The sequence below is a fragment of the Enterobacter cloacae complex sp. SHL022 genome, from assembly GCF_049237785.1.
Classification (GTDB): Bacteria; Pseudomonadota; Gammaproteobacteria; order Enterobacterales; family Enterobacteriaceae; genus Enterobacter; species Enterobacter hormaechei_C.
Genome location: NZ_JBMKJH010000001.1, coordinates 409,303 through 431,979, shown reverse-complemented (window position 1 = coordinate 431,979; position 22,677 = coordinate 409,303). Strand labels below are relative to the sequence as shown.

The 22,677-nt window shown below is 57.3% G+C and carries 15 protein-coding genes and 2 tRNA genes; 6 read left to right on the top strand and 11 right to left on the bottom strand.

Features of this window, described 5'->3' with window-relative positions; all coding sequences use genetic code 11:
• Positions 1–27: 27 nt before the first annotated feature.
• Positions 28–1,344, bottom strand: a complete 1,317-nt coding sequence (shiA, locus tag ACOTZD_RS02090; protein WP_017383305.1) for a shikimate transporter — start codon at positions 1,342–1,344, stop codon at positions 28–30.
• 256 nt (positions 1,345–1,600) lie between these two features.
• Between shiA and pagP the strand changes: the two genes are divergently transcribed.
• The gene (gene pagP, locus ACOTZD_RS02085) at positions 1,601–2,176 is read left to right on the top strand and encodes a lipid IV(A) palmitoyltransferase PagP (protein ID WP_003859516.1); all 576 of its coding nucleotides are present in this window, start codon (positions 1,601–1,603) and stop codon (positions 2,174–2,176) included.
• Here the strand turns inward: pagP and ACOTZD_RS02080 are convergent.
• The 3 genes from ACOTZD_RS02080 to ACOTZD_RS02070 are packed head-to-tail and all read right to left on the bottom strand — an operon-like array spanning position 2,173 to position 7,282.
• Positions 2,173–3,138 (bottom strand): acyltransferase, encoded by a 966-nt coding sequence (locus ACOTZD_RS02080; RefSeq protein ID WP_023314439.1) that lies wholly within the window; start codon positions 3,136–3,138, stop codon positions 2,173–2,175. The two genes, pagP and ACOTZD_RS02080, sit on opposite strands and share 4 nt — an antisense overlap.
• Positions 3,135–6,197 carry an efflux RND transporter permease subunit gene (locus ACOTZD_RS02075; protein WP_174401975.1) on the bottom strand — a complete coding sequence of 1,021 codons (3,063 nt, stop codon included), beginning with the start codon at positions 6,195–6,197 and terminating at the stop codon, positions 3,135–3,137. Before ACOTZD_RS02075 ends, ACOTZD_RS02080 begins: the two co-directional genes overlap by 4 nt.
• Positions 6,197–7,282, bottom strand: a complete 1,086-nt coding sequence (locus tag ACOTZD_RS02070; RefSeq protein WP_048210205.1) for an efflux RND transporter periplasmic adaptor subunit — start codon at positions 7,280–7,282, stop codon at positions 6,197–6,199. The genes ACOTZD_RS02075 and ACOTZD_RS02070 overlap by 1 nt, the downstream gene beginning before the upstream one ends.
• 472 nt (positions 7,283–7,754) lie before the next feature.
• On the opposite strand from ACOTZD_RS02070, the gene ACOTZD_RS02065 reads away from it, so the two are divergent.
• The 3 genes from ACOTZD_RS02065 to ldtA all read left to right on the top strand — a co-directional run bounded on the left by ACOTZD_RS02065 (position 7,755) and on the right by ldtA (position 11,913).
• Positions 7,755–8,186 carry a universal stress protein gene (locus ACOTZD_RS02065; RefSeq protein WP_003859525.1) on the top strand — a complete coding sequence of 144 codons (432 nt, stop codon included), beginning with the start codon at positions 7,755–7,757 and terminating at the stop codon, positions 8,184–8,186.
• Between the two features lie 47 nt (positions 8,187–8,233).
• Entirely contained in the window at positions 8,234–10,927 is a 2,694-nt protein-coding gene (locus tag ACOTZD_RS02060; protein ID WP_174401974.1) for a cation-transporting P-type ATPase, read from the top strand.
• Positions 10,928–10,989: 62 nt separating this feature from the next.
• Complete coding sequence (ldtA, locus tag ACOTZD_RS02055; RefSeq protein WP_023324925.1) at positions 10,990–11,913, top strand: L,D-transpeptidase; 924 nt, start codon at positions 10,990–10,992, stop codon at positions 11,911–11,913.
• 92 nt (positions 11,914–12,005) lie between these two features.
• Here ldtA and ACOTZD_RS02050 read toward each other — a convergent pair.
• Positions 12,006–12,081 (bottom strand) — tRNA-Asn (locus ACOTZD_RS02050).
• A 320-nt stretch (positions 12,082–12,401) separates the two neighbouring features.
• Between ACOTZD_RS02050 and nac the strand changes: the two genes are divergently transcribed.
• Positions 12,402–13,319 carry a nitrogen assimilation transcriptional regulator NAC gene (gene nac / locus ACOTZD_RS02045; protein ID WP_003859531.1) on the top strand — a complete coding sequence of 306 codons (918 nt, stop codon included), beginning with the start codon at positions 12,402–12,404 and terminating at the stop codon, positions 13,317–13,319.
• Between the two features lie 96 nt (positions 13,320–13,415).
• Positions 13,416–14,366 carry an HTH-type transcriptional regulator Cbl gene (gene cbl, locus ACOTZD_RS02040; RefSeq protein WP_063944315.1) on the top strand — a complete coding sequence of 317 codons (951 nt, stop codon included), beginning with the start codon at positions 13,416–13,418 and terminating at the stop codon, positions 14,364–14,366.
• Between the two features lie 99 nt (positions 14,367–14,465).
• Here cbl and ACOTZD_RS02035 read toward each other — a convergent pair.
• The 6 genes from ACOTZD_RS02035 to ACOTZD_RS02010 all read right to left on the bottom strand — a co-directional run bounded on the left by ACOTZD_RS02035 (position 14,466) and on the right by ACOTZD_RS02010 (position 22,675).
• Positions 14,466–14,541 (bottom strand) — tRNA-Asn (locus ACOTZD_RS02035).
• 167 nt (positions 14,542–14,708) lie between these two features.
• On the bottom strand, positions 14,709–16,898 hold the full coding sequence (locus ACOTZD_RS02030; RefSeq protein ID WP_421636246.1) for a TonB-dependent siderophore receptor: 2,190 nt from the start codon (positions 16,896–16,898) through the stop codon (positions 14,709–14,711).
• 26 nt (positions 16,899–16,924) lie between these two features.
• A complete protein-coding gene (locus tag ACOTZD_RS02025) occupies positions 16,925–18,250 on the bottom strand; it encodes a lysine N(6)-hydroxylase/L-ornithine N(5)-oxygenase family protein (protein WP_048240511.1) in 1,326 nt (441 codons plus the stop codon).
• Positions 18,247–19,989: an aerobactin synthase IucC gene (iucC, locus tag ACOTZD_RS02020; protein ID WP_269150365.1), complete on the bottom strand. Its 1,743-nt coding sequence runs from the start codon at positions 19,987–19,989 to the stop codon at positions 18,247–18,249. The genes ACOTZD_RS02025 and iucC overlap by 4 nt, the downstream gene beginning before the upstream one ends.
• Positions 19,986–20,933: a GNAT family N-acetyltransferase gene (locus ACOTZD_RS02015; protein WP_174401973.1), complete on the bottom strand. Its 948-nt coding sequence runs from the start codon at positions 20,931–20,933 to the stop codon at positions 19,986–19,988. Before ACOTZD_RS02015 ends, iucC begins: the two co-directional genes overlap by 4 nt.
• Positions 20,933–22,675: an IucA/IucC family protein gene (locus tag ACOTZD_RS02010; protein WP_174401972.1), complete on the bottom strand. Its 1,743-nt coding sequence runs from the start codon at positions 22,673–22,675 to the stop codon at positions 20,933–20,935. Before ACOTZD_RS02010 ends, ACOTZD_RS02015 begins: the two co-directional genes overlap by 1 nt.
• Between the last annotated feature and the right edge of the window lie 2 nt (positions 22,676–22,677).

Sequence of the window (22,677 nt, the reverse complement as noted above, 5' to 3'; positions counted from 1 at the left end):
CACGCCTGTGAAACAAAAGTGAGGAGATCAGCTGTGCGCGGTTTCCTTCATCAACAGGGCGGTGGCAGCAGAAAGCAGGCAACCCGCCAGCAGATAAATCGCCACGCTATGCCAGTTACCGCCGGAGAACGTCACCAGCGCGGCGGCGATAAACGGCGTAAACCCGCCGCCGACCACGCTCGCCACCTGATATCCCACGCCCGCGCCGCTGTAGCGGTAGCTTGCGCCAAACAGCTCGGTAAACATCGGCTGCTGCACGCAGACCACCATATCGTGAGCGATGTTCGCAAGCATGATCGCGAAGAAGACAATCCAGAAGACCGACTGTGCCTCCAGGGCCATAAAGAACGGCCAGGCGCTGAGTGTGCCGATAAGCGCCCCGGTGATATACACCCGTCGACGGCCAAAGCGATCCGCCAGCCAGGCGAAGCAGGGGATAGTCAGGCAGCTGATCCCGCCCACCACCAGGCCAATATTCAGGAACAATTCCCGCGGCAGGCCGAGGTTTTGCGTGGAATAGTTGAGGGCAAAGGCGGTGACGATATACATCGTCAGCAGTTCGCACAGGCGCAGGGCGATAATTTTCAGAAAAGCGCCAGGGTGCTGCACCAGCGCTTCCATCACCGGCAGCCGTTTTTTGGCGACCGGTTTTTCGCGCTGCTGCCGCTCAAACTCAGCCGACTCTTCCATGCCGTTACGGATCCACAGGGCCACCACGACCAGCACAATGCTGAAGATAAACGGAATACGCCAGCCCCAGCTCAGGAACTGCTCGTCTGTCGTGAGCTGGCTTATTAGCGACACCAGGCCCGTGGAGAGCAGCAGACCCACGCCATAACCTACCTGCACGCCGCTGCTGTAGAACGCTTTCTTGTTCTTCGGCGCGCTTTCCACGGACAGCAATGCCGCGCCGCCCCATTCGCCGCCAACGGCAAAGCCCTGAATGGCGCGCAGCGTCACCAGCAACACCGGGGCCCACCAGCCAATCGATGCAAAGGAGGGCAAAATACCGATTAGCGCGGTGGCAATACCCATCATCCACACGGTGAGCATCAGCATACGTTTCCGGCCAAGGCGATCGCCGAAGTGGCCGAAAATTATCCCGCCCAGCGGACGAAACAGAAAACCGACACCGAAGGTGGCAAACGCAGCAAGCGTACCCATGGCGGGGCTGATCTGGGGAAAGAATTCACGGTTAAAGACCAGCGCAGCGGTAATACCGTAGAGCAGAAAGTCATACCAGTCGACGACGGCGCCTGCGAAGCTACCTAAAGCGGCGCGGCGGGCGCGGTTAAGCGAGGGTGTCTCCTCGTTGCGGCGAGCGGAGATAAGGGTGGAGTCCATAGTTGTCCTGTCTGTACTGATTTTTAATTATTGGTATAAGGAAAGGTCACTCACATCACGGCCGTCATATTGGCGGAACGTATGAGACTACCGCGACACGCGGCCTGAGAAAACGTTTTTATCTTTCCTGAAAGCGCAGAATAAATAAATTTCATCTTATCGGGCGACAACATAAATCAGCCTGTTTGGCTCCGGTTAGGGCTGAATGGTTTACAGTAATAATGATCGCTGTGTGAAGTAAGCTGAGGGAATAACGATGCAACGCCTCTTTCCTGCACTGTGGGTAGTCCTGTTTTTAGTCGTATCTCCGCTGCATGCGGAGCCGAAAGTCTATGGCGAACAGCGTATTCATCGCTGGTGGGATGCAGTAACGGACGATATTGCGCAAACCTGGGAACAGCCGGATCGTTACGATCTCTACCTTCCGTTTTTGAGCTGGCATGCACGCTTCATGTATGACAAAGAGAAAACGGATAATTACAACGAAATGCCGTGGGGCGGGGGGCTGGGCGTGTCTCGCTACAACGACGAGGGCAACTGGAGCGCGCTGTTTGCCATGATGTTTAAAGATTCCCACAACGAGTGGCAGCCCGCGATGGGTTACGGCTGGGAGAAGGGGTGGTATCTGGATAACGCAAAAGATTTCCGTCTGGGGCTCGGGGCCGCCGCGGGGATCACCGCGCGCGACGACTTTGCCAACTATGTCCCGCTGCCGTTTATCTTCCCGCTTTTCTCTGCCGGATATAAGCGCGTCACCGTCCAGTTCACCTATATTCCCGGGACCTACAACAACGGCAACGTGCTGTTTGCCTGGCTGCGCCTGGGCTTTTAGAGGGTGATCACTTTTTTGGCCACTGTGTTGGACAGGATCAGCAGCGAAAACAGGACCGACGTAACAAACGTAAGCACAATCAGAGCAAGTTTGGTGCTCAGGGACGTCACCGGAATGAGCGCGGTCAGCAGGTGAAACACCGAGTAGTGCATGATATAGACCCCGGTCATCGTTTTGCTAATGGCGGCCAGCACGGACTCTTTAAACTCCGCATTGCGGCGAAACCGTACGCCATTTGCCGCAATCACCAGGGCAATAATCAGAATGTAAATTTGCGATCCGGTGAGGATAAAGGCGTTTCTGTCTGCTTTAAATAGCGCAAAAAAGAAGTGCCGTTCGTAAAACCATGTGAAGAGATAGATAAACGGTATCGCAATCACCGCGGCCCTGACCACGTTTTTGCGGCCGATCCACGCCGCGATCTGCGGATCGCAAAAGAGCTGGCCTGTCAGATAAAACAGCAGCCACGTCCACAGGCGATACTGCGGCGACAATGAAAGGACGTGGGCATCAGGATAGAGGGCCGACAGCAAATCGTACCCGTATGAGAAAAGCAGCAGGGCGGCAATCACCCCGCAAAAGAGCGTTCGTCGCTGGCTGAGCCGCTCCACCACCGGGTGAAACGTGTAAATCACGATAAACGCGAACACGAACCAGGGCTGGATCAGATATCCGCGCTGGTAGGGCTCCCACAGGTAGTAAATGGTTACCCAGAACAGAAAGACGATCACCAGGCGTTTGATCTTATCCAGCTGCCAGCGCGTGCCGTGTCGGGATTGCCCGTCCAGATACCCTGCAACCACAAAAAATAACGGTGTGGCGATGGTCGAAATGAAGGTTAAAAAACCGAGGATCCAGTGATAGTCATAATCGTAATGATCCCAGGTGTTGTAGATGGTGAAAAAGGTAACCGCCGTCATACAGCCCAGCGTCTTGATGATATTCAGCCCTGTCGCATTCATTGTTGTTCAGCTTTGTCCTTACGATGGAAACACGCGTAAATTACGGGGAGTACCAGCAGCGTCAGGATTGTAGCAAACCCAAGCCCAAACATAATCACAACGGCCATGCTCTGGAAGAACACATCCAGCAGCAGAGGGGCGAGGCCGAGTACGGTCGTAAAGGCGGTGAGGAGGATGGGACGCAGGCGCGACGTGGCGGCGTAAACGATCGCACTGTGCTGATCCTGCTGCGCTTTCTGCTGTTCTATCTCTTCCACCAGCACAATGCCGTTGCGGATCAGCATCCCGCTCAGGCTCAGCAGGCCAATCAACGCCATAAAGCCAAAGGGGATGCCGGTAATTAAAAACCCCGGCGTCACGCCGATCAGCGCCAGCGGCACGGTCAGCCAGATAGCGACGGCGTTTTTCACCGAACTGAACATCAGCACCGTGATCACAAACATCACCAGATACCCGATCGGCAGCGTGGTAAATAGCCCCTGCTGCGCTTCGCTGGAATTCTCCGCGTCCCCGCCCCACTCAATGCTGTAGCCGTGAGGCAGGGGCAGGGCATCTATTTGCGGCTTCACGCGGGCGAGAATATCGCCGGACGTTTGCTGGCTCAACGGGTCAGGGTCGGTCTGCACGGTCAGCACGCGCGAGCGGTCGCGACGCAAGATCAGCGGATCTTCCCACTCCAGCGCGAAGCCGCTGACGACGTTGCTCAGCGGAATATACTGCTGCCGGGTCTGGCTCCAGACCAGGACGTTGTTCAGGTGGTTGGCGTCCAGCCGCTCGCTTTCCGGCGGGCGCACCACCACGGGTAACAGATCGCTTCCTTCTCTGTACAGGCCTGCCCGGCTGCCGGAGAAATTCATCTCCAGTGCGTTATCGACGTCCTGCTTATCCACGCCAAGCTCACGTCCGAGCGCGGTAACGTACTGCGGGCGGATCACTTTGCTGCGGTTTTGCCAGTCGTTCCTGACGCTGTCCGTCGCCGGATCGCGCGTAAGAATGTTGTCTACCTGGCTGGCGATCAGACGCAGCCTGTCGGGATCGGGGCCTTTAATACGCACTTCAATAGCGCTGTCGCCGGAGGGGCCAAACATCACCCGCTTCGTGCTGGCGTTAACCTGCGGATAGTTCCGAGCGATGTACTCATCAACGTGGCGGGTCAGGGCGGGGATGTTACGCTGGTCGTCCATTCTCACCATGATTTGCGCATAGTTGCTGTACTGCCGCTGTCCGCTGTAGGTCAAAATAAATCGCATACTTCCCTGACCAATCGTCGAGACCGTGGTTTCCACGCCAGGCTGGCCGTTAATGGTTTTCTCGATATCACTGGTCATCTTCTCGGTCCATTTAATGTCGGTACCGTAAGGGAGCCAGAGGTCGACAAAGAAAATCGGCGTGCTGGAGGAGGGGAAGAAGTTCTGCCGCACCGAGCCAAAGCCCCAGATGGCGGCTGCCAGCAGTGCGGCCATCACCACCAGCGTTGGCGCTTTACGCCGTAACAGCGCGTTGAGCACCGCCTGATAGATCCGATAGATGCGTTTGTCATAGGGATCCGTTTCGTCAGCCTCTGGCGGCGCAGCGTCCCGTTTAAACAGCCACCATTTGATCAGCACCGGTGTAATGGTGAGGGCAGAGAACCAGCTCAGCATGAGCGAAATCAGCAGAACCTGAAACAGCGACTTACAGTATTCGCCGGTAGAGTCCTGCGACAGCCCGACGGGCGCAAAGGCCAGGATGGCGATCACCGTCGCACCCAGCAGCGGCAGCGCAGAACGGCGAATAATGTTGCTAATGGCGTTCATCAGGGACGAGCCCTGCTGCCGGGCTATCAGTACCCCTTCGACAATAACAATGGCATTGTCGACCAGCATGCTGAGGGCGATGATCAGCGCGCCCAGTGAAATGCGCTGTAGTTCAATACCCCAGAGATACATGATCAGCAGCGTACCCAGCACATTAAGCGCGAGGGAAAAGGCGATAATGATCCCGCTGCGTAAGCCCATAAAGATCAGCAACACACCGATAACAATCGCCAGCGCCATCAGGAAGTTAATGATAAATCCGTTAACGGAATGCCCGACCTCCGCCGCCTGATCGTAAAACAGGTCGATATGGATACCTGCCGGTTTCTCGGCTGACATCTGCTCAAGCTTCGCCTCCAGGGCATGTCCCACGTCGATCACGTTAACGCCGGGGATAAAGGAGACGCCCATGGTGACGGCTTCTCTGCCGTTGGCATGGTAGATGGTGGCAGGGGAGGCATCCAGCCCGCGTGACAGGGTGGCAATATCCCGTAAGCGGGTAGCCGCCCCAACGCCCGGCGGGGTCACGATGAGATCGGCCAGCTCGTCAATACTTTCGAATTCACCGGTAGGATGCAGACGAATTGACTCGGTACCGGAGGGGATCTCTCCCGCGCTGGAGACCACGTTCAGCCTGCTGAGCTGGGCAGAAAGCTGGTTCAGCGTTATCCCGCGCGCGGCCATTTTGCTCAGAGAAATATCCACGTTAATCTGCTGGGTGAGGGCTCCGCCGATGGCCACTTTGCCCACGCCTGGCACGAGGACCAACTCCCGGCGCAGCTGCTCGGCATACCGGACCAGTTCCGGATTGCTGAATTCATCGCCGGAAATGGCAAAGAAAAAGCCGAACACATCGCCAAAATCGTCATTCACAAACGGGGTCACTACGCCGGGTGGAAACTGTCGGGCGGCATCTCCCACCCGGCGACGCAGTTCATCCCAGATTTGCGGCAGCGCATTTGAGTGGTAGCGCGAGGCTATATTGACCGTGATCTGCGACAGGCCGCTGGAGGAGATGGAGCTGACGTTATCCAGGTAAGGTAATTGCTGAAGCGCGTTTTCCAGCGGCAGGGTGACCTCTTCCTCAACCTGCTGCGCCGACGCGCCCGGATAATGGGTGATCACCACCGCCGTTTTGATGGTAAACGCCGGATCTTCCAGTCTGCCGATGTTCAACAGGGCAATAATGCCGCCTACGCCCAGCAGCAAAATCGTCAGCCAGACGCGAACCGGGTTGCTGATAAACTGACGAGAGATATCCATTACAGTCCCCGTTCACGCGTCCAGATACGTACCGGCTGGTTGGGATGTAACTCCCCAACGCCTGCGGCCACCACGCGTTCACCCGCCTTAAGCCCACCGACGATGATGACCCCCTCAGCGCTGACTTGTCCCACGCTGACCTTACGATCTTCAAGGTGCAACGTATCGCCTTCGCCCGTCACCACCCAGACGTGTGGCTCATTGCGCGGGCGGTTATCCGGGTTAAAGACCGCTTCAACCGGCACCACCAGCGCCTCACTGCCCACGCCCGCCGGTAGGTTGGTTAAATTGATGGTGACCGTTCCGCTGACGCCGCCCACGACGGGAAAATCATCCGGGCGGGGCATGGTTAAAATTACCTGCCAGGTCAAAGTGTTGCTGTCGCTACTGCCTGAGTGCTCTTTGTACACAGCGGTAAACTCGCGACCGGGCAGGGCGTTGATCCTCACTACCGGTTTGTATTGCGCATTGCGAATATCGAAGGTGTTAAACAGGTTCTCTGGAAGGCTGAACACCACGTCCAGCAGATCGGTACGGGTCAATGTGACGACGGGCTGGCCGGCTGAGACGACCTGATGGTTTCGCACATGTACGCTGGCCGCTGTCCCGCTAAAGGGGGCGACGAGCGTCATCTGACTCAATTCTTCGCGTGCAATCTGAAGCGCGGCGTTTGCAGAATCGCGGTTTGCGCGCTGGACATCCATCTCGGCCTTCGACACGGCCTGGCGTCCTGCCAGGGTCTGGAAGCGGTCGAATTGCCGCTGAGCCAGGGTCGCCGCCGTTTGCCTGTCGTTCAGACGCTGCCGGGCTTCGCGATCGTTAAGACTGGCGAGCCGTTGCCCCTGTTTGACAACGACACCCTGGCGAATGTCCAGGGTCTCAATCTGCCCGGCACGTTTGAACGCAAGATCCGTGGCGTCGCCGGATTCGATACGGGCGGGAAAGACGCGCTGCTGCGCGTTGCCAGCCTTCACCACCTCTGCGACTTTTACCATTTTCGGCAGGGGCGCGGCGCGGTCGGATTTCGGATCGCACGCCGTCAGCAGCAATAAAACAGCAGGCAGAAGAGAGAGGTAGCGCTTCACAGTATTCCCCTGATAATAATTGTTTTATTTATTTCGTCATCAATGCTGGGGTGGCGCTATTCTGCCAGGGCCGAGACGACCACATAGGTAAATAAACCGATTGCTGTGCTGGCGATAATGGCGAGCGCAATAAACAAACCAAGGCGAATCAGGCTTAAACCGTACATGCATTCCTCCATGAGGTTGAAGGTGGCGCGGGATAAAGAGAATGAACGTGTTGCATGCCTGACTATGAGCATAGTCGGTGAATAAATAAATGTTAAATAACCATTATTAGTGGCGTGACATACTCAGGCGAAACAAGCGTTACAATAGCGTATCCCCTTTGAATAACATCCTGATATTCCTGTGCTACGTTTAATAGCATCCATTCCTTTTTTCCGTAAAAGGCATTCACGCCTGTACCCATGGGGTTGATGCGATCTCTCCTGATTCACTCACTGTTGTGTTGGTTATAAAAAGGATGCTTGATATGTATAAAACGATTCTGGTGCCGGTGGATGTATACGAAACAGCGTTGTCTGATAAAGCGCTACAGCATGCCCAATTCCTGGCGCAAAGCGCATCGGGTAATGTCCATCTGCTGTACGTTATGCCAAAGTTCTCGGCGGAACTGACCCGCGGTTTTATTGCAGACGCGAGAAAGATGGATGAATATATGATTAATAATGCTAAAGAAAAACTGGCTGCGCTGGTAAAAAAAATCAACCTGCCGGAAGCAAATGTCCATCTGCATGTTCGCAGCGGGAATATACGTGATGAGGTAATCAAACTGGCGGATGAACTTAACGTCGGTGCGATTATTGTGGGATCGCGTAATCCCAATATTCAAACCCATTTATTAGGGTCAGAGGCGGCGAGTATCGTTCGTTATGCGCATGTTCCTGTTTTCGTTATTCGTTAATGACATGAAAGCAAGGTGATTTCTGAAAAGAACCCGAGGAAGGAACGATGAAAACAGAAAAGCCTCACCGCCCGTATTATCAACAGACCGTTGATGAAACCCTGACAAATATCCAATCCAGCCTCGACGGACTTAGCAGTACAGAAGCCACCGCCAGGCTGGAAAAATACGGCGAAAACGCCTTACCGCAAAAACCGGGTAAACCTGGCTGGCTGCGCTTTCTGGCCCATTTCAACGATGTCCTTATTTACGTCCTTCTGGCGGCGGCGCTGCTGAAGCTGATAATGGGACACTGGGTGGATATGTTTGTCATTCTTGGGGTGGCTATCATTAACGCCCTGATTGGCCATATTCAGGAGAGCAATGCGGAGAAGTCGCTACAAAGCATTCGTAATATGCTCTCCAGCGAGGCTGTGGTCATCCGGCAGGGCAACCATGAAACTATCCCGACGACAGCGCTGGTGCCGGGAGATATCGTGGTGATACGCGCCGGGGATCGCATTCCTGCCGATCTTCGCGTGATAGAGGCGCACAACCTGCGGGTGGAAGAAGCTATTCTCACCGGCGAATCCACGGTAGTGGAGAAAAGCAGCGATGTGCTCAGCGGCGAACTCCCGTTAGGTGACCGTTACAATCTGCTGTATTCGGGCACCACCGTCAGCTCCGGCGGGGGAAAAGGGCTGGTGGTGGCAACCGGTGGGGAGACCGAACTCGGCCATATCAACCAGATGATGTCAGACATTGAAAAACACCGTACCCCGTTGATGGTGCAAATGGACAAGCTCGGCAAGACCATTTTTATCACCATTCTGGTGATGATGCTGGCGCTGTTCGTTTTCAGCCTCATCTTCCGCGATATGCCCGTTTCAGAGCTGGTGCTGTCGCTGATTAGCCTTGCGGTGGCGGCGGTGCCGGAAGGATTACCGGCCATTATCTCGATCATCCTCTCGCTGGGCGTGCAGGCGATGGCGCGTCGCAAGGCGATTATTCGCAAGCTGCCTACCGTGGAAACGCTGGGGGCGATGACGGTTATCTGCTCGGATAAAACCGGCACCCTGACCATGAATGAGATGACGGTAAAAGCGGTGATTACCGCGGACACCACCTACCGCGTCGAGGGAGACAGTTACGAACCGGTGGGCGCTATTCACCCTGTTGACGATCCAACACCGGTCACCGTGACCCAGGGGTCTGTGCTTGAGCGCTATCTGCGCACCGTCGATCTCTGTAATGACAGCCAGCTGATCAAAGATGAGCAGGGGCTGTGGAAAATCACCGGCGGGCCAACCGAAGGCGCGCTGAAGGTGCTGGCGGCCAAAATCCCGCTTCCGACAATTGACGCCGAATTGCGCAGTAAAATCCCATTCGATTCGCAATATAAATACATGTCCACCCTTTATCGCCTGGGCGACGAAGAGGTGATGTTAATCACCGGTGCGCCGGACGTCCTTTTCCGTCTTTGCCTGCACCAGCAGACCCAAAACGGGCTGGAGCCGTTCAACCTGCACTATTGGGAAGAGAAGATTGAAGAGTATGCGCGCGAGGGATTGCGCATGGTGGCTGCGGCCTGGAAACCGGCCGCCAGCGGGCAGCGCGAGCTGACGCATGCGGATCTGCAAGAGGGGGTCATACTGCTCGGCATTGCGGGCATGATGGATCCCCCGCGCCCGGAAGCCATTTCGGCCATTGCCGACTGCTTGCAGGCGGGCATTCGCGTGAAAATGATTACCGGGGATCATCCACAAACGGCGATGAGCATTGGACAGATGCTGGGTATTGGCAACGCGGCGAGCGCCATTACCGGGCGCGAGCTGGAAGCGATGGACGACCACCAGCTGAGCGAGGCGGCGCAAAAATACGATATCTTTGCCCGAACCAGCCCGGAAGATAAATTCCGCCTGGTGCAGGCGCTGCAAAGTAAGCAGGAAGTGGTCGGAATGACCGGGGACGGGGTGAACGATGCGCCTGCGCTGAAGCGGGCGGATGTCGGCATCGCGATGGGGATCAAAGGTACTGAAGTCACCAAAGAAGCCGCCGATATGGTGTTAACGGATGATAACTTTGCCACCATTGCCCGGGCGGTCCATGAAGGGCGTCGGGTCTACGACAACCTGAAAAAGACCATTTTGTTCGTTATCCCGAGCAACATCGCCCAGGCCCTGCTGATCATTATTGCCCTGCTGGCGGGGAACCTGATCCCGTTAACACCGGTACTGATCCTGTGGATGAACATGGCAACCTCGGCAACGCTGTCGTTTGGCCTGGCGTTTGAAGCGGGTGAGAAGGACATCATGAACCGGCCGCCGCGTAAGTCTAACCTGCATGTGATGGACGGTTATGCCATCTGGCGAGTGGTGTTTGTCGGCCTGATGATTGCCATCAGCGCCTTTGTGCTGGAGGCCTGGCTGCAACCTCGCGGCTACTCGCCGGAGTTCATCCGCACCGTGTTGCTGCAAACGCTGGTCACCGCCCAGTGGTTTTACATGCTCAACTGCCGCGTCACCGACGGCTTCTCCCTGAGTAAAGGTCTGCTGGCTAATAAGGGGATATGGATCGTGAGCGGCGTACTTCTGGCCCTTCAGCTTCTGATCATCTATGCGCCGTTCATGCAAATGCTGTTCGGTACCGAAGCGCTACCGTTCCGCTACTGGATCATTACCTTCCTGATTGGGTTTGCGATGTTCATGATTGTTGAAGCAGAAAAAGTCCTTACCCGGAGATGGCGCACGACGAAAAGATGACTGAATGAGCAGGCTAAGCCTGCCCACCGGCAGGCTTTCTCTTTGACTGAGTACAGAACACTATGATTCGATTTGCCTCGTTCGTTTTTACGCTTGGTATTCTGGTTCCCGCTGCATCTGCTGTAACCTACCCCCTCCCTCCCGAGGGCAGCCGCCTGGTGGGGGTGCCGATCACCATCACCGTGCCTGAGGGCAATACTCTGCCGCTCGAAGCGTTTGCAGCGCAGCACGGACAGGGGTTGAGCAATATGCTGGAAGCCAACCCGGGGGTGGATCCGTTTTTACCGCGAGCCGGAACACAGCTTGCGGTACCCCAGCAGCTTATTCTGCCGCCAACGGTGCGTGAGGGAATTGTGGTGAACGTCGCGGAAATGCGGCTTTACTATTATCCACCCGGCAGCAACACGGTTGAGGTGCTGCCTATTGGCATCGGTCAGGCCGGGCGCGAAACGCCGCGTAACTGGGTAACCGCCGTTGAGCGCAAACAGGAAGGCCCAACCTGGTCACCCACGCCAAATACGCGACGCGCTTACGCGAAGGAAGGGAAAACGTTGCCCGCGTTCGTTCCCGCCGGGCCGGATAACCCGATGGGGCTGTATGCCCTTTATATCGGCAGGCTGTACGCGATCCACGGTACTAACTCAAATTTCGGCATTGGTCTGCGCGTCAGCCAGGGCTGCATTCGCCTGCGTAATAACGATATCAAATACCTGTTCGATAACGTTTCGGTGGGGACGCGGGTACAGCTTATCGATCAGCCCGTAAAAGTGACCACGGAGCCGGACGGTAGCCGTTGGGTAGAGGTTCACGAGCCGCTTTCACGCAATCGCGCGGAATTTGAATCGACAAATAAGGTGCCGCTGCCCATTTCAGCCGCACAAAGGACGCAGCTGATAAGTGAAGGGGCGGGCGCTGAACTGGAACGGCGGTCGGGGATGCCGGTGAAGCTTGCTATGACTGGTAGCGCTTCGCTTGCCGGGCCTTGAGTACCGTAGGTCGGGTAAGCGGAGCGCCACCCGACAAACTTACCGAACGCAGAAAAGCAAAAAGCCTGCTTTAAAAGCAGGCTTTTCAAATTTGGCTCCTCTGACTGGACTCGAACCAGTGACATACGGATTAACAGTCCGCCGTTCTACCGACTGAACTACAGAGGAATCGTGTGAACGGGGCGCATATTATCGACCTCCGTACGCCTTGTCAAAGGATGGATCGCCCACTTTAGACTGTTTGCTGACAAAACCAGCAAAGTGACGTTTTTGCCAACGGAATGCACCATTATTGTGCAGATATACCCCGAATGGGGCAGATCGGAAACCGTTGTCCCCATCTCAAAACAGGCATCAGTGATTGGCTTTCCTTATTTTCAGCCGCTTAGCAGAGACATACACCCGCTGCAAAAAACTGGCATCCATATTGCAAAACCTGTTTAACAACACAGCCGTTACCGGCACGCTATTTTCGAACAGGGGGCAACATGAACTTAAGACGACTGAAATACTTCGTAAAAATCGTCGATATCGGCAGCCTGACCCAGGCGGCTGAAGTGCTGCATATCGCGCAGCCTGCGCTGAGCCAGCAGGTCGCGACTCTGGAAGGCGAAATGGACCAGCAACTGTTGATCCGCACCAAGCGCGGCGTAACGCCTACCGAAGCGGGAAAAATTTTATATACCCATGCCCGCACGATCCTGCGTCAGTGTGAACAAGCGCAGCTGGCCGTGCACAATGTGGGTCAGACCCTGAGTGGCCATGTCTCTATCGGGCTGGCGCCGGGAACGGCCGCATCGTCGGTAACCATGCCGCTGCTTCAGGCGGTGCGAGCAGAGCTACCGGAAGTGCTGGTTTATCTGCATGAGAACAGTGGTTCCGTGCTCAATGACAAACTGCTCAACGGTCAGCTGGATATGGCGGTGCTGTACGATCGCTCCCCGGTTGCCGGGATCACCAGCCAGCCGCTGCTGAAGGAAGATCTTTATCTGGTCGGTACCCGTGATTGCCCTGGCCAGAGCATTGATTTAACAGCTGTGGCAGAGATGAACCTGTTTCTGCCGCGCGACTACAGTGCCGTGCGCGTGCGCGTTGACGAAGCGTTTTCGCTGCGCCGTCTGACGGCGAAGATCATCGGCGAGATCGACTCCATCTCCACGCTGACTGCCGCCATTGCCAGCGGCATGGGTGTAACGGTTCTGCCCGAGTCTGCCGCACGTTCACTGTGCAGCGCGGCAAACGGCTGGATGGCCCGTATCACCACGCCATCCATGAGCTTACCGCTGTCGTTAAATATGTCCGCGCGCGGCTCCCTGTCACCGCAGGCGCAGGCGGTGAAAGAGATCCTGATGTCTCTGGTCAGTAAGCCGTCGCTGGAAAATCGCGAGCTGCAACTGGTCAGCTGATATTCCAAATAAGCATAAGATGCTGGTTTTTATTATTTGTTCTCCAGCCCGGCTGACTCTAACAATAGCCTTATGTCAGATGCGCCGGAGTGAATTGTGAATTTCCAGCAACTTAAAATTATTCGTGAGGCGGCCAGGCGGGATTACAACCTGACCGAAGTCGCCAATATGCTTTACACCTCTCAGTCGGGCGTCAGCCGGCATATCCGCGAGCTGGAGGAGGAGTTAGGCATTGAGATTTTTATCCGTCGCGGCAAGCGCCTGCTGGGTATGACCGAGCCAGGCAAGGCATTGCTGACCATCGCTGAGCGCATTCTCAACGAGGCCAGCAACGTTCGCCGGCTGGCGGATCTCTTTACCAACGACGCTTCCGGTATGCTGACTATCGCCACCACCCATACGCAGGCGCGCTACAGTCTTCCGACGGTTATCAAAGCATTTCGTGAGATCTTCCCGGACGTACGTCTCGAACTGATCCAGGGCACGCCGCAGGAAATCGAAGTGCTGCTGCATAACGGCGGGGCCGATATCGGTATCGCCAGTGAACGGCTGAGCAACGACCCGCTGCTGGTGGCGTTCCCGTGGTTCCGCTGGCACCACAGCCTGCTGTTACCCGCCGATCACCCGCTGAATCAGGTTTCGCCGTTGACGCTGGAAGAGATCGTCAAATGGCCGCTGATTACCTACCGGCAGGGCATTACCGGGCGCTCGCGCATTGATGAAGCGTTCAAGCGTAAAGGGCTCACGCCGGACGTGGTGCTGAGCGCGCAGGATTCCGACGTGATCAAAACCTACGTCGAGTTAGGGCTGGGGATTGGCCTGGTGGCCGAGCAGTCTGGCGGAGAATATGAGGCCGGAAATCTGGTGCGTCTGGATACGCGTCACCTGTTCGATGCGAATACCGTCTGGCTGGGGCTAAAGCGCGGGCAGCTTCAGCGTAACTACGTGTGGCGTTTTATTGAGCTATGCAACGCGGGGCTGTCGGTGGATGAGATCAAACGCCAGGTGATGGAGCCGGAAGAGGTGGCGATTGATTATCAGATTTAGTCGCTAATCAGTAGGCCGGGTAAGGCGCAGCCGCCACCCGGCAAATTTACCGAACCCACAAAAGCAAAAAGCCTGCTTTAAAAGCAGGCTTTTCAAATTTGGCTCCTCTGACTGGACTCGAACCAGTGACATACGGATTAACAGTCCGCCGTTCTACCGACTGAACTACAGAGGAATCGTGTGAACGAGGCGCATATTATCGACCTGCGTGCGCCTTGTCAAAGGGGAAAACACCGTTTTTGTTCGTTTGTCGACAATTTCAGCAAACCGATGATTTAATAGCAAATTTGCTTTCAAATTGCACAGCAAATCGCGCCGCCCGCAGACAGGCGGCGCGCAGGATCAGAACAGAACGGAGTAATTCAGACCAAACGTACGTCCACGGCCTTTATAAGTATAAAGACCCGGTGCGCCGTAGGTTGGGCTATACAGCCCCGGTGCGCGCTGGCCCCAGGCGGTGGTGTAGTCTTTGTCCAGCAGGTTCTCCACGCTGAAGCTGACTTTGCCCACCGGCAGGGCGTAGCTACCCAGGAAATCAACGGTGTTATAGCCATCAATCTTCTTACCGTCGGCGTCAGACACGTCAAAGGTTTGTGTGCTCTGCACGCGTAGCGTCCAGTCGCCCGGCGCCCAGTTGACCCATGCGCTGGCTTTAGACGGGCTGGCGCTGTCGACCGTCAGCTTCTCCCATTTACCGTTTTCACGCGTTTCGGACTTGATGGCGTTAAAGTTCGCCCCGGTGCTCCAGTCGCTGTCGGTGAAGAAATAATCCACCTGGCCTTCAATCCCGTAGATACGACGTTTGTCGTCTTCCAGGTTGATGGTCATGTCGCTCTTGTTGATGGTGATGGTTTTATCCGAGAGCGAGTAGTATGCCGCCACCTGAGTACGCAGGTTATCGCCGGTGAAGCGCCAGCCGAGCTCGTAAGCATTGACCTTAATCCCGTCCAGCGTTGAGTCGTTCACATTGACGCTGTTTTGCAGACGATAGTGACCATCGACCAGCTGATAGGTGCCGGAGCCGTAGTACTTCGCCAGGTCCGGGATCTCGAAGCCCTGGGAGAAGTTAAACCACAGCTGTTGCTGTTCGGTCAGACGCCCAAGGATCCCGGCGTTAAACAGGAAGTTGTTGTAGTCGGTTTTCCCGCCCGGCACCGCGTCAGCGGAGGTGGCTTTGCCCGTGGCGATTGCCTGCTGCTGGGCGTAACCGACAAAATCGTCCACCTTGTTTTCGGTGTACTGATAACGCACGCCGCCGCTCAGGGTGATGGCGTCAATGTCATAGCTGGCTTGCAGGAACGGCGCGAGGTTGGTAATGCTGTAACCCGGATAACGGCCCACGTTGTAGGCATTGTCCAGCTCCATGCCGCCGCTCGCCGCCGCTTTGCTTAAGTCGAAGAACTGCTGGTTGGCATCGAACGTTTCATGGTCGGCATCCACGCCCCAGGTGAGGGTCAGGTCGTCCATCGGCTTGCTGTTCAGCGTCAGCTTGCCGCCGTAAAAATCGGTTTTCTGCTGGGACGCGCCAATGCTGGTCACCGCGCCTTTGCTCAGCGTCGGGAACGGGTAGTAGGTCAGACTCTCATCACGGTAGTAAATCTGCGCAACCAGATCCTGACCCCAGAAATCGGTGTTCGAGTATTGCAGGTTGATCAGGTGACGCTCTGTGCCCGGGATACGGTCAGAGTTCAGGTTGTCTTTGTTATAGGCTTTGGCATCTCCCGTGACCGCAGCGAAATTCTCCCCAAGGAACAGGCCGTGCTTGCCGTCAGATTCGCTCTTGTAGTACTGCGTGGTTAACTGGAGCTGCTGATGATCGTCGATGTTGATGGTGCCTGTCCCCATCACGTCGATACGGTCGGAATACTGCAAGCCGGTCTGGGTGTTATCGATAATCACCTCGTCGCCGTTGCCGTCATACCAGCCGCCGTAGCGCTGATAGGAGACCGACAGACGACCAGAGGCGTTGTCATTGCCGCCGCTCACGGCTGCGGAGACGTTCTCATCATGGTCGTTATGGCTGTTAAACCCGCTTTTTGCCCCGGTCTGGAACTCCACTTCGGTCTCCGGCTGGCCTTTTTTGATGACGATGTTCACCAGCCCGCCGGTACTGCCGCCGCCGTACAGCGAGGTGGCGCCGGAGATCACTTCGATGCGGTCAATGTTGAACGGATCGATAGAGTCGAGCTGGCGGCTGTCGCTGCGGGACGAGTTCAGACGTACGCCGTCCACCATCACCATCATGGAGCGACCGCGCAGGTTCATGCCGTAGTTGGTACGTCCCTGGCTGCTGACGTCCATGCCGGGGATCAGCTGGGCCAGAACGTCTTTAATCTCTTTCCCGCCCTGAACCTGCTGCTCAATTTCCGCCCGCTCAATAACCCAGGTGGTTTGCGCCATCTCTGCCACGCTGCGATGTGCCCGGCTGGCGGAGACCACAATATCTTCTTCCTTTTGTTCTTCCGCCCACGCAGAGGTAGAAAGCATGGCAAGCAAGCACGGATTTAAAACCCAAAGATGAGAACGTTTCATTGTTATGTTGATCCTGAATGTGTGTGTCAGTACTCGGTGGTCTTTATTAATGATTTAAAAACCTGGCTGCTCTCCGGGCTGGTGGTGCTCCGCCAGTGGATCACGCCGGGGGTGGTTGCCAGCTCAAACGGCTCGTCATCGTGAGCGCGATTCAAAATTCGCGCCGCGCGCCAGGCCATCAGGCTGAGCTGGGGTTCGGCAATACCGAGACGGTGCATCCCGGCATTCACGGCAAACAGGCGGTTGCTCTGCGGGCCGTCCCATTCAAGGGTAAAATCGTTGTTGATGCAGAAGGCTTCATCCTCATCCAGACGCAGTCGGGAAGAGAGCGGGACGAGAAAAGCAGGCTGCACGGCGCGGTAGCCGGTGGCGAAAATCACCACGTCGCTTTCAAGCTGTTCGCGCCCGCCGTCCAGGTGATGCTGGATGCTGAGGCGAGGTCCGGTTTCCTGGCGCGTCAGCGCCGTCACCGAGCGGGACGGCATCAGGTGCGCCCAGGGTTTTTCACGCAGCACTTCGAAACGGTGGTACATGGCGCGGTAAATCGCCAGCAGGGACTCGGTGGTGATCCCGTCGGAGGTCATTTTCTGCTCCTGCAACATCTGACGTCGGGCGTCGTCACCGAGGGTCGAGAAGCTGTCCACATACTCTGGCGTGAAATACTCGTTAGCAAACGCGGCTTCATCCAGCGCGTTGTAGTTGTTGCGGCGCGACACCCAGTTGAGGCTCAGCGGCTGGCCCCATTCCCCACGGAAGATATTCAGGAACAGATCCGCACCGCTCTGGCCGCCGCCGACGACGGTGACGCGCTTGCCCGCTAAATCCGGCGTGCGCAGCATCATTTCGCTGGCGTGGAAGCAGGTATCGTCCTGCGCGGTGACGCAGTCTGGCAGATTGATCTGCTTCCCAATCCCCACGCAGACGTGCCGCGCCAGGAAGCGATCCCGCTGGGTCACGATCTCAAACAGGCCGTTTTGCTCATCAAAGCTGACCTGCTGTACCTGCTGGCTGAAGGCCAGGTTGGTGAGGTTATCCGCCGCCCAGCACAGGTAGTCGGCAAACTCCTCGCGCGACACGGTGCGCTGCTCGGTGGTGAGGAAACGGTAGAACTTTTTGCGCTGTACCAGGTAGTTCAGGAAGCTGTGGCGGTTGGTTGGCTCTACGGCGCTGACCAGATCCTTCAGGAAGCTGGTCTGCATATGGCAGTCCGGCACCATCATCCCCGGGTGCCAGGAGAAGTGCGGCTTGCGTTCAAGAAACAGCGAGCTAAAACCGTCCAGCCCCTCCGCCAGCGCGGCAATACTGAGGTTGAACGGACCGATACCAATGCCGATGAAATCATAGGTTTTCATTGCGCTGACTCCCGGGAGGCCAGAAAAAGAGGGTTATCAAGATCGCAGACGTAGTTCGGCAGCATGCGGCTGCCGCCGTCGTGTTCAGAGAAGGTCAGTTTGACCGGGTTGAGGATCACGCGAATAATCTGCGGCTTAAACAGGTCGAACTTCGCGAAGCGCGCCGCAAGATCCGGATGGGCGGCCATATAACGATGTAACACCAGCGCCAGGATCTGATAGAAGCGGGTTTCATTCACGCCGCATTGCAGGGTGAGGCGGGATATAAAGCGCAGCACCGTGACAAAGTTGCCGGTTTGCAGGTCGTGGATGATGTAATCCGCGCTGAGGCGCGCCGTCACCGCTTTTACCTGCTCCGGCAGGCTCTGCGCCTGCGGGAAATCTTCATCCACCAGGCGCATATCGCCCTGGAAATCCTTCAGCAAAATGCGCTGCGGAACGTAATCTTTCATCACCAGCGTGACGTTCTGGCCGTGGGCGATGAGCGCCACCCCGTAGCGACAGAGCAGGTGATAGAAGGGGATCACCGTCGCCTCAAACAGCTTTTCCAGCCATGCGTCAGCGGTTAACCCCGAGCGTTTGATCCATGCGTCAATCAGCGGGCGCCCCTGATTATCGGTTTCCATCAGCGCCGCCATCAGCACCGCCTGTTCACTATCCTGTAAATAGCAGGATGGGTTCTCGCGCCAGATCACCCCCAGCATCTCCTGATAGCGGTACGGCGCCTCAGGCAATGCGGCATAACCCGGATGCGACAGATATCCGGCAGCGGGTTCGCCAAGCACCTGCGCCCCGGAGCGAATCAGCGTGGCATCGCTGGCAAACTGCTGCTGTAGCCAGCGCGAGGCCAGCGGACCGGCGGCAATATACTTGCCCGGAATACCGCGATAGCAGGAGGTGTTGTAGATGGTCAGCGGCAGCTTGATGTCATACGGCGCGCGACGGCTGGCGTTGGTCAGCGTGCGCAGGGACTGCTGCGCCAGATACTCATCGCCGAACTCACCCAACTCCACCATTTCACCGCGTGCGAGCTGCGCCAGGAAATGAATGGCAATTTTTTGCTGCCACTGCCACGGGTGCAGCGGCACCGGCAGCCAGCTATCATCCAGATCCAGCTCCTGCCAGCGGGCGTCGAACCGCTCGCGCTCGGCATCGTCCATGGCGCTGGAGAGCAGGGCGTTAATATCGCAATCGGCGTCGCTGCTCCAGACCAGACGATCGCGCTGCACGGCGACCCAGTGCAGGCGAAAACGCCCGCGATATTCCGGCGCGTACAGGCGCAGGGCATCCAGCCCCCAGCCGCGGCGTCCCTTATTGAAAATAAACTTCGGGTGACCGCGCATCAGGCACTGTAGCTCGTCCGGGTCAAGGTGGATCAGCGCATCGGCATCCAGCGTTTCACGCGCCTGCAACAGCTGCATGTCGCCCCGCAGCGTGGCGTAGAGATCTTCCATGTGCTCCGCTGTTTGCGCGTCGCTCATCTCCAGTACGGTGGCCAGTTGCAGCAGCGCGTTTTCCGCTTCGACCGCCGCGCCGCTGGTGGTGGTCAGGGTATCAGGGTCAATATGCAGCCAGCCCCAGATCCCACGCGTGGCGCGAAACTGCCAGCACGCGTTGCCCATACTAATGCGCCAGTAGTCCGCCGAATCCGGCTCGGCGCGCAGGGTGCGTTCATATTCCAGTTCGGCGAGGATCTTCGCCACCATCTCGCGGTTCACTTTCTGCCAGAGTGCGTTCACAGTTCCACCTCGTGGAAGAAGCGATGACGCTCGCTCATGATGAGGCGGGAGCGTTTGTGCGGGAAGTCGAACTCTTTCACCGTGTCGAAACCGGCGGACGCCAGATGGCGGAACAGACGCTGGTTGTCGAAGCGCGGTTCCGCCACAATGCGCGCCGTGCGCGGTTCATCGAGATACAGATAGTGGCTCAGGCCGCGCAGCCAGCTGCGGATATACTGCGCTCCGCGCCAGTTCTCTTCGCCCACCAGCATATGCAGCCCGCGGTCAAAGGGCTGCCAGCGATAGTGGCGGCCAATGCGGTCTTCCGCCGCCCAGTAGAGTTCAAAATAGCCGAATGGCTGATCGTCAAAGCAGCCGATCACCGGATAGCAATAGGTCGAGTCGAGCTGGCGACGCAGGTAGTTCTCCTGCTCGGCCTGCGGGCCGGCCATCTCCCAGAAAGCGTTCACGCGTGGGGTGTTCATCCAGCGGGTAAAACGCTCGCCGTCCAGCGCCACGTCCGCCACGCGGAAGCTCAGGGTGCGCTTAATCTGCGGATCGTAACGGCGATACACCTCGCCCTGCGGGCGGTGAGGGCGCAGCGGGAAGTACAGCTGACGGCTTTCGTCAAACTGCATTCCGCCGCTCGCCTGCGGGCGTTCGCCTTTCAGCCACAGCGGCAGCTGCCAGAAAATTTCACGCGCCAGATAATCTCCGTGAACGAGGCTAAACAGCGCCTGCGCCTGAGGTTCATCCTGCCAGGCTGCACACGGCAGGGTAATGCCGGTCAGGGCGGGCGCGGCAACAAACAGCTGGTCGAGGGCGTCCACCAGCCAGCCGTCCGGGAGCCCGATCAGCCGCTCCAGCACCGCGCAGCCGTCGAGACCCAGCGTCAGCGGCAGGTTTTGTTCCGTGACCGTGCAGCGAAAGCCGTAGCCGGAATGGACGATATTCGCGTTTGCCATCACGCCTTCTCCTTATAAAACGGGTTGCTAAAGTCGAAATAGATCACCGCCGGATCGACGATGGTGTTTTCGTTGCGATCGTGCAGGTAGCAGAAGAAGTTGCCTTTGCAGTTCCAGGTCGGGCTGTCGAGCACATAATCAAGGCAGCGGGTCTGCTTCGCCGTCGTGCGCAGTTCGGCCAGCGCGTCACGCACGCGGGACATCAGGTTCTCTTCGCTGTCGAAACCGGCAGCGGCGAGCGCGGCGGTGACGGCAAGGGTAGAGTTCAGCAGCAGGTAATAAGGGAAGTAGCGCAGCAGCTGGCTCTCACCGAAGCGGTTTTCAACTTCGGTTTCACCTGCCTCATTCAGCCACGCGTCGGCCCCTTCGGTCCAGGCGCTGCCCTGGCAGTCACGGTAGATCAGCCCAACGGGGAAATCCTGCTGCATCTCAACGAGGATATTTTGCTGGTGCGCCAGCAGGACCAGACCGTAGTCCGCCTCGGCGCTGAACAGCGGAAGCAATACGCGGTCGCAGTAGGCATCCAGCCAGCAGCGCGCGGCCTGGGCGAGGGGTAAGTCCAGACGCTGGCTCAGACGACGCACCGCCGCGGCGAGCAGGCTGTCGCCGCCGTCCGGCGCGGCCTGGGTCAGGCTCACCAGCACGTTGGTTTGCGTTTCAGGGGTATCGAACAGCAGATTGACGCGCAGGGCCATCAGGCTCTCTTCCTGAATGACGCCGTGCTCATCGCGCAGCCCCGCCCAGCCGTCTTCCTGCATCACACGCATGGTCGGGTAGCGCGCCTGAAGTTCCTGCCAGCGTGCCGTTTTCGCCAGCCGCGCCAGGCGCATGCCGCGCTTAACCTCTTTCACCGACAGCGTGCGCACGGAGTTGGTCAGGCGCACGCTCAGGGAAAACTTAATCATGTCGCTGTTGGTTTCACTGTACAGCGAGCGGGAAGAGCTGGTGGGTAGCCATGGCGCACCGGCTTCGCCCAGATCGCGCAGGGCGCCTTTTTCTACCAGACGCTGGCACCAGTCCTGCTCCAGCAGATAGTCGGCCTGCCACGGGTGCATCGGCAGTAGCCAGCAGGTGTCGGTGAAGTGACCGAGAAGAGCCGGCGCGCTCTGCGCTGCAAAGCGCAGCAGACGTTCCCGCAGGGAGACATTCAGGCTGTCGCCGGTAATCAGCTCATGCTCAACCGCAAACCAGCGCAGCGGGAAGCGGGAGGCGAAATCCGGCAGATAGCGACGCGCCTCGGCCTCGTTAAACGGCTCGTGCGACTTTGGGGCAGGATGAAAAGCATGGCCGACCAGCAGCGCCTGTTCCGCTTCGGCAAAGGTCAGCGGCTTATCGCGCAGGTTTGCCCAGTTGTGGCGTAAATCAATGGCCTGCCAGGTGTGTGTATGGCTTTCCAGGACGCGCTGCTTAAAGCGAGCCAGCGTATCGGCATCCAGAGCGCCTTTAACCGTCTCTTTTTCAATAATTAAATCAATCAGTTGATGGAATGTGACCGTGTCACCGCCGTCGCTGTCGGCCTGAATCAGCGTTGCCGGGAAAAGATACTGGTGATGCTGTGTGGGGGAGAAATAGCGTACCGGAACCCGAATGGCCTGGGTTGGGGAGAGCGGGATATGAATCTGCGATAACTCATCCGCACGGGTTGCGGGAAGATAGTGCCAGTCCTTCGTTTCGCGCAGCAGCGCGTTCAAAAAACACTGGGCCGCAACATCTGTACCGGCGGAGCGGAGCAGAGTACGCATAG